Consider the following 14,870-nt stretch of genomic DNA (forward strand, 5'->3'; position numbering starts at 1 on the left):
ACCATAAGAAAAGGGTTCGGCCATGGCCGAACCCTTTTTGCATTCTGCGCTTACAGTCCGCCCGAGTCGCGTTTGGTGTTCGGTGCCGGTGTGGACGGCGGAGTACGGCCGTTGCTGGTCAGGCGCGATAATGTCTCACTACGCACCTGGAACGGTGGGTATGGCAGTGTAATACCGTGCTCGCGGTACCCGGCCAGAATCAACTGATGGATTTCATGACGCAGCGGCATACGGTGGCCCATTTCGGCGGCATAGATACGCATCTCAAAGATTTGGATACCTTGCTGCAGATCGACCAAATACACTTCTGGCACCGGGTTATCCAGCACCAGTGAACAGCGCTCGGCAGCGTTGGTCAGGATCTTGGTCACTTCTTCACTGTTGGCATCCGCCGGTGCAGGTACGGTCAGCACCACACGGGTCACGTTGTCGGACAGTGACCAGTTAATGAATTGCTCGGTGATGAACGCCTTGTTAGGCACAATGATCTCTTTGCGGTCCCAGTCCGAAATGGTGGTGGCGCGGGTGTTGATCTTGGTGACGCTGCCGGTCAGATTGCGGATGGTCACGGTATCGCCGATGCGGATCGGTTTTTCGAACAAAATGATCAGGCCGGAGATAAAGTTGGAAAAGATCTCCTGCATACCGAAGCCCAACCCCACGCTGAGTGCGGTCACGACCCACTGCAGTTTCGACCATTCAATGCCAATCCACGAGAAGCTGAGCAGCGCACCGAACAGCAACAGCAGATATTTGGTGATGGTGGTGATGGCATAGCCGGTACCCGGCGTCAGATCCAGGTGTTGCAACACCGCCAGTTCCAGCAGCGCCGGTAAGTTCCGTACCAACTGCATGGTGACGATCAACACCAGAATGGCGATCAATACCGCGCCCAGAGTGATCGGATGCGCGGTATCGACCCCGTTGACCGTCGAGCTGACATTCCACAGGGTAATGTTTTCCAGGAAGCTAAAGGCGGAATGGATCTCTGACCACAGCACGATCACCGAGACCAGGGCGATCATGGTCAGGATCGAACGCACCAACCGTAACGACTGGGCGCTGATGGTATCAAGATCGATCTCGGAATCATCGAGATCCGTCGAGCCTTCGGTACTGTTGGGGGCATGTGAGCTTTCTTCTTCACCGCGTGCACGCTGGGCCAGGATATCGGCGCGGCGCTGCTTGGCACGGTCAAAGGCGATACGACGGCGCTGGATCAGCATCCAGCGACGGATAATATGGTAAATCACCAGCAGGAAGAACCAGATGGCGACCGAGGTTTCCAGGCGTGCCAGCAGCGCCTGCGAAGTGGTCAGGTAGCCAACGGCCGAGGCCAGTGCCGCCAACACCGGAGCCGACAGCAGCAGCCCCCACAGCGCGGTGTTGACCATGTTATCGCCGGAACCTTTCTTATCCAGATACAGCGGGATGCCGGCGCGTTTCAGACTGTTGGTCACCAGGGCCAATGCCAGACACAGCAAGATAAAGCACAGCCGGCCGAGGGTGTTGGCAAATTCGCGCTCTTTCAGGCTGTCGAAGGTAATCAGCGCCATGATCAGCGGCACGATCAGCCAGATCGACATTTTGTAGTAACGCATGGCGCGTGAAACCTGCTTCGCCGGCCAGCGGAAATGCACGATAAACAGCCCCTGTGGATGGGCAAAGGCGGCGCAGATCATACAAACCCACAAGATCGGCAACGTGGCGGTGACGCCCTTGCCGATGGCTTCGGCTACCGGATAGTTCCAGGCACTCTGCAGGCCAAAACCGAGTGCCGCCCACAGCACCGGCAGCGGCAGCGCCACCAGAATCGACCAGAACACAGTGCGTACCGTCAGAAAGAACTCGTCCTGAGTGACTTTGCCGACCCGGCTGCTGGCCCGTGTCAGGAAGGCGTGGTAATGCTTGCGGGAGCTGATGCTGAAAATCACCAGCAGCAGGGCACCGAAAATCGGGATCAGCGTTTCCTTGCTGGTCACCATCATCATAAAGGCGCCGCCGAGTTGTGACAGCGTATCGAGTGACAGCAACAGAGTGAGATCGTGCGCCACGTTAATCGGGTAGGACAGGTTGATCGGATTAATGTCCGGCACCCAGAACAGATAACGGTGGGTGGCGTCCCGAATTTCGTTCAGGGCCTCAATCAGCTGGGTGTTGGCCACTTTCAGCTTGGTCAGCTCAAGGATTTGGGTATCGCAGCCGGAAAGCAGTGAGTTGAGCAGTTCGCGCTGGGTACGCAACTGGGCGTCGACGATACGCCGTTCCGCGCTGGTCAGTTCACTACCATCATCGCGTTTAAACTCCCGCTGTGGCAGCTTCTCCAGTTGGCTTTCAAACTGCAACCGCTGTACGCGCAGCTGGGCCATATCGCCGTCCAACTGCTGCGGCTTGGGCATTTCCGGCAGTGTCGCCACCTGGGCACGCAGGGTTTCTCCCAGTGCCGACGAGGAACCGAGCCACTGGGCCTGTTCGATGATGGTGCTCAGTGCCTGGCGCACCTGCAGCGTTTGCGCGGCGGCCTGACGTTGTTGGGATGAAATCAGATCCATGCGCTGGGCCTGATTGTTCAATGCGGCGGAAAGCTCACGGTTGATCTGTAGCTGCTGGCTGATGCTTTTTGGCAGGTCGCCGTTCTGTTCGGCCAACTGCTCGGTTTTTTCCAGTGCCAGTTCGGCTTCACGTTGCCGCTGGGCATTGAGGTTATTGCGCAGCGCCTGCAGCTGGATGTCGACTTTCTCGTGGCGCTTTTTGTAGACCTCAGCGCGCATCCGCGCCAGTTCCTGGCGATTGTTGGCCGACAGCTGCGCCAGCTCGAGTTCATCGACTTTAGCTTTGCGTGCAGCGGCTTCAGTTTGTAATAACGCCAGCGCGGCCTGAGCATGTGGTGTGGTCGGGTTGGCCGGCTGTGCCTGCAGGCGGCGCTGTACTTCGGTCAGCGCTCGACGGGCATCGGTCTGCTGCTGTGGCAATTGGCCGAGGGAGTCGCTGATTTCTCGCGTACGTTCTTGTTCCTGTTGCAGCAGGCGAGCCTGTTCCAGTAGCAGGCTGCTGGCCTGCAGGATCTGCTGCTCCAGATCGCTGGCCGGCAGGTTATCGCCATTCGGCAGGATCTTACTGTCTTCAATCACCAGTTGACGGCGCAGTTCCTGCGTCATCTTTGGGAAATCGTCGATCACACGTTGATATTGTTCAACGCGCGTCAGCGATTCTTTGCGCTCCGATAACCAGTTGAGAGCGCTTTGCAGCGCCTCAGTGGTTTCCGCCTGATTAGGCGCGTTCTTGTTGCCTTCCGCCTGCTTCAACTCTTGTTTGAGCTGTGTTTCGGTAGGCACCGTGGCGGCCAGCACCGGTTGAGACAGTAAACAACCGAGCAATAGCGTGATAATCAGGCGCACAGTATCAATTCCCTTAGATCTGCGTTGTTTCAGCGGCGGCAGATGCAGCCGGGATTTCTGCGAAGGCTTCGCCCATACGGGTCACGGTGCCGTTGTTCAACTGCGGGGCAAACTGCACGCTGCCTGGGGTAAACAGGTTGATGACCGTCGAACCGAGCTTGAAGCGGCCCATTTCTGCCCCTTTCTCCAGTGCGATAGCGCCTTCAGTGCCTTCTGCCGGATAGGTCCAGCGTTTGATGACGCCTTCGCGCGGTGGCGTAACGGTGCCGGCCCAGACGGTTTCGATGCTGCCGACGATGGTGGCGCCCACCAGGATCTGCACCATAGGTCCAACGGCGGTATCGAATACACAAATCACGCGTTCATTACGTGCAAACAGGTTAGGCACGTTGGCTGCGGTCAGCGGGTTGACGGAGAACAGGTCGCCCGGAACATAAATCATTTCGCGCAGTACGCCGGCACAAGGCATATGCACGCGGTGATAATCACGCGGTGCCAGGTAAGTGGTGGCGAACAGGCCGTTGCGGAACGGCTCGGCCAGTATGTAGTTGCCGGCCAACAGCGCTTCCAGGCTGTAGTAATGGCCTTTAGCCTGGAAAATCTGGTCGTCGTTGATCGGGCCGAGTTGGCTTATTGCGCCATCGGCGGGCAGTGCCAGCCAGTTGGTACCCTCGACGATCGGACGTGCGCCGTCACGCAGGGGACGTACAAAGAAATCGTTGAAGGTCGCATAAGAGGTCAGGTCAGGATTTTTTGCTTCCTGCATATCCACGCGGTAATAGCGGGCGAAGGCCTTCACCACCAACTGGGTCAGCCAGCCGGCTTGTTTATCTGCGCCCCAGCCGGCCAGGCGCGTCAGCGCCAGCTTGGGTAACCAATACTGCAATTTAATTTTGATGCTATCCAGCACATTAACCTCGTGAATCGGGGTAAAGGGCGCGCATTGTAACCGTGGCTCCGCCACAGTCAATGCCACCCGGTATTATCAGCCTGCGGCGTCGGTGAAGTTCTTGCGAACCTTCACTGAGGCCATGCTTTCCAGAATGCGATGGTAGTTTTCAAAACGCTCTTTGGCGATATCGCCTTTCTCCATCGCCCCGCGGATGGCGCAGCCTGGGTCGGTGTCGTGACGGCAGTCGCGGAATTTGCAACCGCCCAAATAGTCACGGAATTCGACATAGGCTTGAGTCACTTGTTCCGGCTCCAGATGCCACAGACCAAACTCACGCACACCCGGTGAATCGATCACATCGCCGCCGTGTTGGAAATGGTACAGCCGTGCAGCGGTGGTGGTATGTTGCCCGAGGCCCGAGACATCGGAAACCTGATTTACCAGAATTTGCTTATCGCTTGGTGGCAGCAGGGCGTTCAGCAGGCTGGATTTACCCACCCCGGACTGCCCGGCAAAGATACTGATACGATCGGCCAGCGCTTGTTCAAACGCCTCCATGCCTTCACGCGTCTGGCTGGAGACTTCCAGCACCCGGTAACCGATATGGCGGTAGATATCCATCATCCCGTCGACGGTCTTGCGTGCTTCGGCATCCAGCAGATCGATTTTGTTCAGTACGATCAGCGGTTCGACTTCCAGCGTTTCACAGGCCACCAGGTAGCGGTCGATCATATTCAGCGACAGCTCTGGCAGGATCGCGGAAACGATGACGATCTGATCGATATTGGCGGCGATGGGCTTCACGCCGTCGTAAATGTCGGGGCGGTTCAGTACGGAAGTACGCTCATGCACGGCCTCTACGATACCTTTCACCCCGGCATGGGTGCCGACGCCAGGGCGCCATACCACGCGATCGCCAGTCACCAGCGAACGTAAGGTACGGCGGATATTACAGCGGTGCTGAGTGCCATCCGCTGCTTCTACGTCGGCGTGCATGCCGAAACGGCTGATGACGATGCCGTCCTGCGGCTCACCCAGTTGGGAATCATCCAGTTCCGGTTTGTTGTCAGTGCGCTTCAGGCGACGTTGATGGTTCGCCTGCACGCGGCGTTCTTGACCTTTGGACAGTTTGTTCTTGCTCACTGCGCCTCACTTGAATCCGCTTTATCGCTCATGGCGACCAAAAAGACTATGATACACGCTATTTTATATTAAATAACCGTTGTTAGCCGCCACGTGCAGCCTGCTTCCGTCGGCAAACAGCCAGCGTCGCTCGCCGCCTTGCCTATAGTTTGTTTATCTTTTGGCTTTTACGCAGGAAATATCATGACAGGAAACGAAAATAACCTGATTTGGATCGATCTGGAGATGACCGGGTTGGATCCAGAACGCGATCGCATTATCGAGATCGCTACCCTGGTCACCGACGCCAATCTGAATATCCTCGCGGAAGGGCCGGTGATCGCCGTGCATCAATCCGATGAACAGCTTGGTCTGATGGATGACTGGAACGTGCGCACTCATACCGGCAGCGGGCTGGTGGAAAGGGTTAAGGCCAGTCAGTTCGACGACCATGCCGCCGAGTTGGCCACTATCGCCTTCCTGCAACAGTGGGTACCGGCGGGCAAATCACCGATCTGCGGCAACAGTGTGGGCCAGGACCGCCGCTTCCTGTTCCGTTATATGCCGGAACTGGAAGCCTACTTCCATTACCGCTATCTGGATGTCAGCACTTTGAAAGAGTTGGCGCGCCGTTGGAAACCGCAAATCCTCAGTGGTTTCAAAAAGCAGGGCACCCACCAGGCGATGGACGATATCCGCGAGTCGGTGGGCGAACTGGCCTATTACCGTGAACATTTCATCCAGTTATAACGGTTGCACGGCCCCTGAACAGGGGCCTGATTAGTACAAGTGGCCAATTCCGCCGCTTAATTAACCAGTTTGGCGCTTTAATCGGCAAACAAACAAAAAACGCGTTTTTTTGCTTTCAGGGGCTTGCGGCAGAAAGGATTTCTCGTATAATGCGCACCCCGTACCGATGAAGAATTTCGTTTAGTTCCGACATCGTTACGCCGGGCGGGAATAGCTCAGTTGGTAGAGCACGACCTTGCCAAGGTCGGGGTCGCGAGTTCGAGTCTCGTTTCCCGCTCCAAATTCAACAATGCTGCTTAGGTGGCGTGATGAATAAAAAAAGTATCAGGTAGTACCCATGCGACGCGGGAATAGCTCAGTTGGTAGAGCACGACCTTGCCAAGGTCGGGGTCGCGAGTTCGAGTCTCGTTTCCCGCTCCAAAAAATTCAAAGGCCATGTAGTTGTTTGATGGCCGGATGCCCAAAGCATCTCAATGCGGGAATAGCTCAGTTGGTAGAGCACGACCTTGCCAAGGTCGGGGTCGCGAGTTCGAGTCTCGTTTCCCGCTCCAATTTTATCTTCGGTTTAACTTAGTCCAACGCCTTTACCGGCGCGGCTTCTTGTCTCGTTGTACATACCCTGTCGAAATGTTGTGAACAGACTTATCCACAGGCAGCGTACATAATACCCTCAGCTCAAAAAATCAACGCCACACAAATGAAATATTTATCCATTTGATTTATAAAGATATTTATTTATCGGAAAACGTTATGCCGATCACTTGCTCTTTTTGTTGCAGTTGAAAGACAAAGCATTTTTATTTTTATGCACAAATCCACAGAGTGACTATTGGACCTGAACGAAAGGTTTTAGGCATCCCTCGGTAATCCTTTTTCCACAGCCCGTATCAATCGTTTTTTCTGCATTGTCTGCACTTCTATGCCCTGTGCCTCACGCCGCGCCAATTGCTGCTTCAGTGCCCAGTGGATATGTTCATCCAGCATAGCGTCCTGTTCCAGCCGGGAGCGCAACGCCATCACTATCGCATCCTGATAGGGGGCATTACCCAGCGCCACGGCAATATTACGCAACCAACGCAAATGGCCGATGCGCCGGATGGCAGAACCTTCGGTGATGCGCAGAAATTTCTCTTCCGTCCAATCGAACAGTTCAATCAGTTGCGGCGCATGCAGTGCGGCACGCGGGCTGAAATCATCTTCGTCAGTGAGCTGTGAGAAGCGGTTCCATGGGCAAATAAGCTGGCAATCATCACAGCCGTAGATACGGTTGCCCAACAATGGCCGAAACTCTTCAGGAATGGCACCTTCCAGCTCGATGGTGAGATAGGAAATGCAGCGCCTGGCGTCCACGGTATAGGGTGCGACGATGGCTCCGGTCGGGCAAGTGGTGATACAGGCGACGCAGCGGCCGCATTGTTCCTGCTGCGGTTCATCTACCGGTAAGGGCAGATCGATCAGCAGTTCGCCAAGAAAGAACCAGGAACCGGCTTCGCGATTGAGAATGAGTGAGTGTTTACCAACCCAGCCAATCCCGGCCTTGGAGGCCAATGCGCGTTCCATCACCGGCGCAGAGTCGACAAAAGGGCGGAAATTCAGTTCGCCGCAGTAGGCCTGGATTTGGTCGCCGAGCTTTTTCAGCCGTTGGCGCAGCAGTTTGTGATAATCACGCCCCAACGCATAGCGGCTGACATAGCCCAATTCGGGGTTCTGCAGCGTACTGGCAAAGGCCGCTTTGGCCGGCAGGTAGTTCATGCGCACGCTGATCACCCGCAGCGTGCCGGGCAGTAGCTCATGAGGCCGGGCGCGCAGCATACCGTGGCGTGCCATCCACTCCATTTCGCCGTGGTATTGTTTGTCCAGCCAGGCCTGCAGTTTAGGCTCTTCCGCGCTGAGATCGGTGTCGCAGATGCCTACCTGCTGGAATCCTAGCGATTGGCCCCATTGCTTGATATGTTGGGCGAGTTGATTGAGATCGAGGGGGTGAGTCATGACGGGCCACAGTGAAAAACAATACTCCGACAGTTTATCACACTCTGTCTGGTCTGCAGACTGGATCCGGCGGGCTGAAGCCAGCGCCGCTGCCTCGCAAGGCATTTCACTCTACCAACTGATGCAACGTGCCGGTGAGGCAGCTTACACCCTGACATGCGACCAATACCCGGCGGCTCACCACTGGCTGGTGCTGTGCGGCCATGGCAACAATGGCGGCGACGGTTATGTGGTCGCCCGGCTGGCAGCGGCGGCCGGTGTTAAGGTCAGTCTGATCGCCTGCGAAGGCACACGCCCACTGCCGCCAGAGGCAGCAGAAGCGCGACAGGCCTGGTTGGCCGCCGGGGGTGAAATTCATCCGGCTGACAGTGGTTGGCCGGAAGATATTGATTTGATTATTGACGGCCTGCTCGGGACTGGACTGAGCAGCGCACCACGGGCACCCTACAATGCGCTGATTGAAGCGGCTAATCGCCATTCGGCGCCGGTTATCGCACTCGATATCCCCTCAGGCTTGCTGGCTGAAAGCGGTGCTGTGCCTGGCGTGGTTGTCCGCGCTACGCACACCATGACGTTTATTGCCCTCAAACCGGGCTTGTTGACCGGTCAGGCCCGTGATTGGGTCGGGCAGCTTCACCAGAGTACGCTAGGATTATCGGGGTGGCTGGCGAAGCAACCGACACAGATTCAGCGGCTTACTGCCGAGTCCCTGCCTCTGTGGCTGAAACCGCGTCGTCCCTGCTCGCATAAAGGTGAACAAGGGCGCTTGTTGGTGGTTGGCGGCGATCATGGTTTTGGCGGGGCGATACGCATGGCGGCAGAGGCGGCACTACGCAGCGGTGCGGGATTGGTGCGAGTGCTTACTCACATTGAGCATGTGGGGCCGTTATTGACCGCCAGACCCGAACTGATGGTACAGCCTTTGAGTGACGAGGCATTGCAGCAGGCGCTCGACTGGGCAGATGTCCTGCTGGTGGGGCCGGGACTGGGCCAGGGCGAATGGGGTAGGAATGCGCTGAAAGTATTGCAAGCCAGTGATAAACCGGCGTTATGGGACGCGGATGCGTTGAACTTGCTGGCATTAAATCCCGAGAAGCGTCAGAATCGTGTGATTACCCCGCATCCTGGGGAGGCTGCACGCCTGCTGGGGTGCCGTACCGCCGAGATTGAGAGTGATCGCTTACTTGCAGCGCGTAATCTGGTGGCGCAATACGGTGGCGTAGCCGTGCTGAAAGGTGCAGGTACGCTGATCGCCGATCAGTACGGCCAGATGGCGATCGCCGACGTCGGCAATGCCGGCATGGCCTCCGGCGGAATGGGCGATGTTCTGTCGGGTATCATCGGCGGTTTGCTGGGGCAAAAGCTCTCACTGTATGATGCAGCCAGTGCCGGATGTGTGGCGCATGGCGCAGCCGCCGATCGCGTGGCGGCAAGACAAGGAATCAGGGGGATGCTGGCAAGCGACTTACTGCCGGAAATTCCTTATTACGTTAATCCTGAGTTGGCATAAATAGAAACTATCGAATGAAAGAACTCGTTTTACCTCTGCCGGATGAGGCAGCAACTGTCGCACTGGGTGCCGTCTTGGCTAAGGCGTGCGATCGTGCCAGCGTAATTTACCTTTACGGTGACCTGGGCGCCGGTAAAACCACCTTCAGCCGTGGTTTCCTGCAGGCATTGGGTCATCAGGGCAACGTTAAAAGCCCCACTTACACGCTGGTTGAGCCTTATGCGCTGCAGCCGCTGGCGGTATACCATTTTGATCTGTACCGCCTGGCCGATCCGGAAGAACTCGAATTTATGGGCATTCGCGATTATTTTGCGCAGGATGCTATTTGCCTGGTGGAATGGCCACAGCAGGGTACGGGCGTATTGCCGGAGCCGGATCTGGAGCTGCATCTCAGCTATCAGGATCAGGGGCGAGAAGCAAAAATTCAGGCGGTTTCCGCCTACGGCAGCCAGCTTTTAGACCGTATTCACGGGCCACAGGAATGACGCCGCAATGACGTATGCGTTGAGAAAACTATTCATAATCGCCTTGATCGCCGTATTGGGGCCTTTGGGTGCGGCCAGTGCGCTGGCCGCATCGTCGCTGTCTGATATTAAAGTCACTAACGCCCAACGCGAAGCCACCGTCTCGGTGAGTTTCAATGGGCCGCCGGATTATGCCTTTTTCCCACTGCACGGCCCGGACCGCGTGGTCCTGGATGTTAACCAGAAAGGTAAGGTCGGCGGTCTGCCGCTGAATTTTAGCGGTCAAAACCTGGTGAAAAGCATTCGCTCCAGTACGCCGAAAGATGCCCAGAGCGTGCGGCTGGTGTTTGATCTGACTCAGCGTTCGAAGACCCGGGTGGCTACACGCCAAAGCGGCAGTATCTATACCGTGGTGTTTACCATTGCCGCCGAGGGCAGCGCCAATACCAACATAGTGCGTAAAGCTCCGGTATCGGTGCCTGCGCCGGTGGCCGTGAGCCAGCCAGCGCGTAAAGCGCCGGTCGTGGTGAGTGAGCCTGATGAGCCTGCACCGGTGCGTAGAGCACCAAGCGGTTCGAATCCTTTCAGCAACAAGACAACCGTCGTTGCGGGGACCGCATCGGAAATTACGCCGCGCAGCAGCCGCGTTTCTGCTGGTTCCGGCGATCGGGTGGTGGTAGCCATTGACGCCGGTCATGGCGGACAGGATCCGGGCGCTATCGGCCCGAACGGCCTGAAAGAGAAGAATGTCACCATTGCCATTGCTCGTCGCCTGCAGGCGTTGCTGGATGCCGATCCTCAGTTCAAACCGGTTTTAACGCGTAATGGCGATTACTTCATCTCGGTGATGGGGCGTTCTGACGTGGCGCGCAAGCAGGGCGCCAACGTGCTGATCTCCATTCACGCCGATGCCGCGCCAAACCGCAGTGCCAATGGGGCCTCGGTTTGGGTTCTGTCCAACCGCCGTGCCAACAGTGAAATGGCGGGCTGGCTGGAGCAGCATGAGAAACAGTCGGAATTACTGGGTGGTGCGGGTGATTTGCTGGCCAACAGTCAGGCGGATCCTTACCTGAGCCAGGCGGTGCTGGATCTGCAGTTCGGTCACTCGCAACGTGTAGGTTACGATGTGGCGGTGAAAGTCTTGCAGCAGTTACAGAGCGTCGGTTCATTGCATAAGCGTCGTCCGGAACACGCCAGCCTTGGTGTGCTGCGTTCGCCGGATATTCCATCATTGCTGGTGGAAACAGGATTTATCAGTAATAGCACGGAGGAGCGGCTGCTCGGCAGTAGCGCGTATCAGGAAAAAATTGCCAGGGCGATCCACAACGGCCTGCGTAGTTATTTCCTGGCGCATCCGCTACAAGCCGACCCAAAGGTGGAAAACCGACCGCTGGACGTCGCAGCGGCGGTTAACTCCTCAACACCAGACGTCAGCCAGCCTGCACCGATCGTCAGTTCGGCCGGCAGCAGCCGTATTAGCGGTAAAACGCAGATTCACGTAGTGAAGCGGGCGGAAACGCTCTCCGGCATTGCCGACAGCTATGGCACGACCATGGCGGCGTTGCGTGACCTGAACAAGCTGAAGAAGGATGGCGTATGGGTCGGCCAGCGCCTCAAGGTGCCTGCGGGTAAATCCGCCGCCGCAGTCAGCACGGTCGCCAAGGCGAAACCCAGCGTGAAAAAGCCGTCGAAGCATAAAGTGGCCCGCGGTGATACTTTGACATCTATTGCTAGCCGTTATGGTGTCAGCGTCAGCGACCTGAAACGCGTGAATAAACTGAAGTCGGACGTCGCGCCGCTGGATCGGACGCTGACCATTCCGCAGGCCTAGCGCCCACATTACAGGAGTCAGCATGCCCATCCAGGTGTTACCGCCCCAGCTTGCCAACCAGATTGCCGCCGGTGAAGTGGTTGAGCGGCCCGCGTCTGTGGTCAAGGAACTGGTGGAAAACAGTCTGGATGCCGGGGCGACGCGCATTGATATTGATATCGAGCGCGGTGGCGCCAAGCTGATCCGCATCCGTGACAACGGCAGTGGTATTGGCAAGGACGACCTGGCTCTGGCGCTGGCCCGTCATGCCACCAGTAAAATCAGCACGCTCGACGACCTGGAAGCCATTGTCAGCCTCGGCTTTCGCGGCGAGGCGTTGGCCAGCATCAGCTCGGTTTCTCGCTTAACCCTCACCTCACGCACCGCAGAACAAAACGAAGCCTGGCAGGCTTATGCCGAAGGCCGCGAGCAGGCGGTGACGGTCAAGCCGGCGGCACATCCGATAGGCAGTACGCTGGAAGTGCTGGATCTGTTCTACAACACCCCGGCGCGGCGCAAATTTATGCGCACCGAGAAAACCGAATTCGGCCATATCGATGAAGTGGTGCGACGCATTGCACTGGCGCGTTTCGATGTGGCAATCAACCTTAGTCACAATGGCAAGCTGATGCGCCAATATCGCGCAGCGAAGGACGAGAGCCAGTATGAGCGCCGCTTGGGCAGTATTTGCGGCCCGGCTTTTTTACAGCATGCGCTGAACATCTCCTGGCAGCACGGTGACCTGACCATTCGCGGTTGGGTGGCCGATCCTGCCGGTGCCCGGCAACTGGGCGAAATGCAGTATTGCTACGTCAACAGCCGCATGATGCGCGATCGTTTGATCAATCACGCTATCCGCCAGGCCTATCAGGATCAACTGAAAGACGACCAGCAACCTGCCTATGTGCTGTATCTCGAGGTCGACCCGCATCAGGTGGATGTGAATGTTCACCCGGCCAAGCACGAGGTGCGTTTCCATCAGGCTCGGCTGGTGCACGACTTTATCTATCAGGCGGTCACCACCGTGTTGCAGCAGGTCGGCAATGCGCCGCTATCGTTGACCGATGAAACCGAGCAGCAACCGGCGCCGGTCTGGCAGCCGGAAAACCGCGTCGCCGCTGGCGGCAATCATTTTTCTCAGCCTGCACCGCGTCGGGAAACACCATCAACCGAGCATGCCGTCGCGCGTGAGCGTGCACCGCAACCGGCCTATCATTCGGGCAGTGGTTATCAGAAGCGAGAAGGCGAACTGTACGGCAAGCTGTTACAGGCCACGCCAGTGGCTGAGCCACGGCAAGAAGCGCCGAAGCAACCGCTGTTTCCGCCGGTAAAAACCGAGCAGGAAACGCCATTGGCCGGCAGTCAGCACAGTTTTGGCCGTGTGCTGATGATCCACCCGCCATGTTACGCACTGATTGAAAACCGGCAGCAGTTGATGTTGCTTAACCTGCCGGTGGCCGAACGCTGGTTACGCCAGGCGCAGCTTATTCCTTCGCAAGAAGGCCTGCGGCCACAGCCGCTGCTGATCCCTATCAAGCTGACGTTGAACAAACAAGAGGCGGCTGCCTGCGTACATCATCAGTCGCTATTGGTAACCATGGGGCTGGATCTGCAAGTAGATCACGGGCGTGTGACGCTGCGCGCAGTACCTTTACCATTACGCCAACAAAATTTACAAAAACTGATACCCGAGCTGTTAGGCTACTTGGCCGAGCATCAGGAGATGTCGCCCGCGGTATTGGCCACCTGGTTTGCCCGCCATTTAGGCAGCGAGCACGAACAGTGGAACACCTCGCAAGCGATACAATTGCTGACCGACGTTGAACGACTTTGCCCGCAGCTGGTCAAATCACCACCTAGCGGACTTTTACAACCTGTTGATTTACAGGCTGCACTGACAGCACTTAGGCATGATTGAAACTGAAATGACACCACGTCCCCCGGCTATTTTTATCATGGGGCCGACCGCCTCGGGCAAAACCGCATTGGCGATCGCGCTGCGTGAACGCCTGCCTGTGGAATTGATCAGCGTGGATTCCGCGCTGATTTATCGCGACATGGATATCGGCACGGCCAAACCGAGCGCTGAAGAACTGGCGCAGGCACCGCATCGGCTGATTGATATTCGCGATCCTGCCGAAGCGTACTCCGCAGCGGACTTTCGCGCTGACGCACTGAAAGAGATGGCCGCCATTACCGCCGCCGGGCGTATCCCGCTGCTGGTGGGGGGCACCATGCTTTATTTTAAGGCGTTGCTGGAAGGGTTATCGCCGTTGCCACCTGCCGATCCGGCGGTGCGCGCACGCATCGAACAGCAGGCGGCGGAGCAGGGTTGGGACGTTCTACACCGTCAGTTGCAAGAGATTGACCCGGTTGCGGCATTGAGAATTCATCCGAATGATCCGCAGAGACTGTCCAGAGCACTGGAAGTTTTTTTTATTTCGGGTAAAACTTTAACGGAACTGACTAAAATTTCGGGTGAATCGTTGCCGTATCATGTGCACCAGTTTGCGATAGCGCCGACCAGCCGTGAGTTGATCCATCAACGCATCGAGCTGCGGTACCATCAAATGTTGGCGGCAGGTTTTGAGACGGAAGCGCGTGCACTTTTTGCACGGGGTGATTTGCATACGGATTTGCCTTCCATTCGCTGTGTCGGTTATCGCCAGATGTGGTCATATTTATCTGGCGAGATTAGTTACGATGAGATGGTTTATCGTGGTATTTGCGCAACGCGTCAATTGGCCAAGCGCCAAATGACCTGGTTACGAGGCTGGGACTCGGTACATTGGCTGGACAGCGAGAAGCCGGGAGAGGCTTTGGACTCGGTAATACAGGTTGTTAGTGCATAGGTTGAGTGATTGTGTACAATTGATGAGTATTCAGCGCGCAAATTTTTTAGGTCGTTTATTTTAGAGCCGACAGGTTCTTAGTT

At 56.8% G+C, this 14,870-nt stretch carries 10 protein-coding genes and 3 tRNA genes; 9 read left to right on the plus strand and 4 right to left on the minus strand.

Features of this window, described 5'->3' with window-relative positions:
• Window positions 1-50: 50 nt before the first annotated feature.
• The 3 genes from mscM to rsgA form a co-directional block, all read right to left on the minus strand.
• Window positions 51-3,398, minus strand: coding sequence for a miniconductance mechanosensitive channel MscM (gene mscM, locus E5C26_RS01820; RefSeq protein ID WP_135314818.1), 3,348 nt, complete (start codon window positions 3,396-3,398; stop codon window positions 51-53).
• Between the two features lie 13 nt (window positions 3,399-3,411).
• Window positions 3,412-4,308, minus strand: coding sequence for an archaetidylserine decarboxylase (gene asd, locus E5C26_RS01825; protein ID WP_135314819.1), 897 nt, complete (start codon window positions 4,306-4,308; stop codon window positions 3,412-3,414).
• 75 nt (window positions 4,309-4,383) lie between these two features.
• On the minus strand, window positions 4,384-5,433 hold the full coding sequence (rsgA, locus tag E5C26_RS01830; RefSeq protein WP_012004886.1) for a small ribosomal subunit biogenesis GTPase RsgA: 1,050 nt from the start codon (window positions 5,431-5,433) through the stop codon (window positions 4,384-4,386).
• Window positions 5,434-5,616: 183 nt separating this feature from the next.
• Here rsgA and orn point away from each other — a divergent pair, with 183 nt between their 5' ends.
• The 4 genes from orn (at window position 5,617) to E5C26_RS01850 (ending at window position 6,713) form a co-directional block, all read left to right on the plus strand.
• The gene (gene orn, locus E5C26_RS01835) at window positions 5,617-6,162 is read left to right on the plus strand and encodes an oligoribonuclease (RefSeq protein WP_135314820.1); all 546 of its coding nucleotides are present in this window, start codon (window positions 5,617-5,619) and stop codon (window positions 6,160-6,162) included.
• A 204-nt stretch (window positions 6,163-6,366) separates the two neighbouring features.
• Window positions 6,367-6,442: transfer RNA gene (locus E5C26_RS01840), tRNA-Gly, on the plus strand.
• A 64-nt stretch (window positions 6,443-6,506) separates the two neighbouring features.
• Window positions 6,507-6,582, plus strand: a tRNA-Gly gene (locus E5C26_RS01845).
• Between the two features lie 55 nt (window positions 6,583-6,637).
• Window positions 6,638-6,713, plus strand: a tRNA-Gly gene (locus tag E5C26_RS01850).
• 298 nt (window positions 6,714-7,011) lie between these two features.
• On the opposite strand, the gene queG is transcribed toward E5C26_RS01850, so the two are convergent.
• A complete protein-coding gene (gene queG, locus E5C26_RS01855; RefSeq protein ID WP_135314821.1) occupies window positions 7,012-8,151 on the minus strand; it encodes a tRNA epoxyqueuosine(34) reductase QueG in 1,140 nt (379 codons plus the stop codon).
• Here queG and nnr point away from each other — a divergent pair.
• The 5 genes from nnr to miaA are packed head-to-tail and all read left to right on the plus strand — an operon-like array spanning window position 8,150 to window position 14,787.
• Window positions 8,150-9,661, plus strand: a complete 1,512-nt coding sequence (nnr, locus tag E5C26_RS01860; protein ID WP_135314822.1) for a bifunctional ADP-dependent NAD(P)H-hydrate dehydratase/NAD(P)H-hydrate epimerase — start codon at window positions 8,150-8,152, stop codon at window positions 9,659-9,661. The genes queG and nnr overlap by 2 nt on opposite strands.
• A 14-nt stretch (window positions 9,662-9,675) precedes the next feature.
• Window positions 9,676-10,146: a tRNA (adenosine(37)-N6)-threonylcarbamoyltransferase complex ATPase subunit type 1 TsaE gene (tsaE, locus tag E5C26_RS01865; protein WP_012004890.1), complete on the plus strand. Its 471-nt coding sequence runs from the start codon at window positions 9,676-9,678 to the stop codon at window positions 10,144-10,146.
• Window positions 10,147-10,153: 7 nt separating this feature from the next.
• Window positions 10,154-11,956, plus strand: coding sequence for an N-acetylmuramoyl-L-alanine amidase AmiB (amiB, locus tag E5C26_RS01870; protein WP_135314823.1), 1,803 nt, complete (start codon window positions 10,154-10,156; stop codon window positions 11,954-11,956).
• A 22-nt stretch (window positions 11,957-11,978) separates the two neighbouring features.
• Window positions 11,979-13,853: a DNA mismatch repair endonuclease MutL gene (gene mutL, locus E5C26_RS01875; protein WP_135314824.1), complete on the plus strand. Its 1,875-nt coding sequence runs from the start codon at window positions 11,979-11,981 to the stop codon at window positions 13,851-13,853.
• Window positions 13,846-14,787 (plus strand): tRNA (adenosine(37)-N6)-dimethylallyltransferase MiaA, encoded by a 942-nt coding sequence (gene miaA, locus E5C26_RS01880; RefSeq protein ID WP_135314825.1) that lies wholly within the window; start codon window positions 13,846-13,848, stop codon window positions 14,785-14,787. Before mutL ends, miaA begins: the two co-directional genes overlap by 8 nt.
• Window positions 14,788-14,870 lie beyond the last annotated feature (83 nt).

The sequence above is a fragment of the Serratia proteamaculans genome, assembly GCF_004684015.1.
GTDB classification, from domain to species: domain Bacteria; phylum Pseudomonadota; class Gammaproteobacteria; order Enterobacterales; family Enterobacteriaceae; genus Serratia; species Serratia proteamaculans_F.

Bases quoted from the DNA above. Each gene is read 5' to 3' on its own strand.
- orn (WP_135314820.1), top strand. From the start codon at position 5,617: ATGACAGGAAACGAAAATAACCTGATTTGGATCGATCTGGAGATGACC.
- tsaE (WP_012004890.1), top strand. From the start codon at position 9,676: ATGAAAGAACTCGTTTTACCTCTGCCGGATGAGGCAGCAACTGTCGCA.
- amiB (WP_135314823.1), top strand. From the start codon at position 10,154: ATGACGTATGCGTTGAGAAAACTATTCATAATCGCCTTGATCGCCGTA.
- queG (WP_135314821.1), bottom strand. From the start codon at position 8,151: ATGACTCACCCCCTCGATCTCAATCAACTCGCCCAACATATCAAGCAA.
- mutL (WP_135314824.1), top strand. From the start codon at position 11,979: ATGCCCATCCAGGTGTTACCGCCCCAGCTTGCCAACCAGATTGCCGCC.
- miaA (WP_135314825.1), top strand. From the start codon at position 13,846: ATGATTGAAACTGAAATGACACCACGTCCCCCGGCTATTTTTATCATG.
- nnr (WP_135314822.1), top strand. From the start codon at position 8,150: ATGACGGGCCACAGTGAAAAACAATACTCCGACAGTTTATCACACTCT.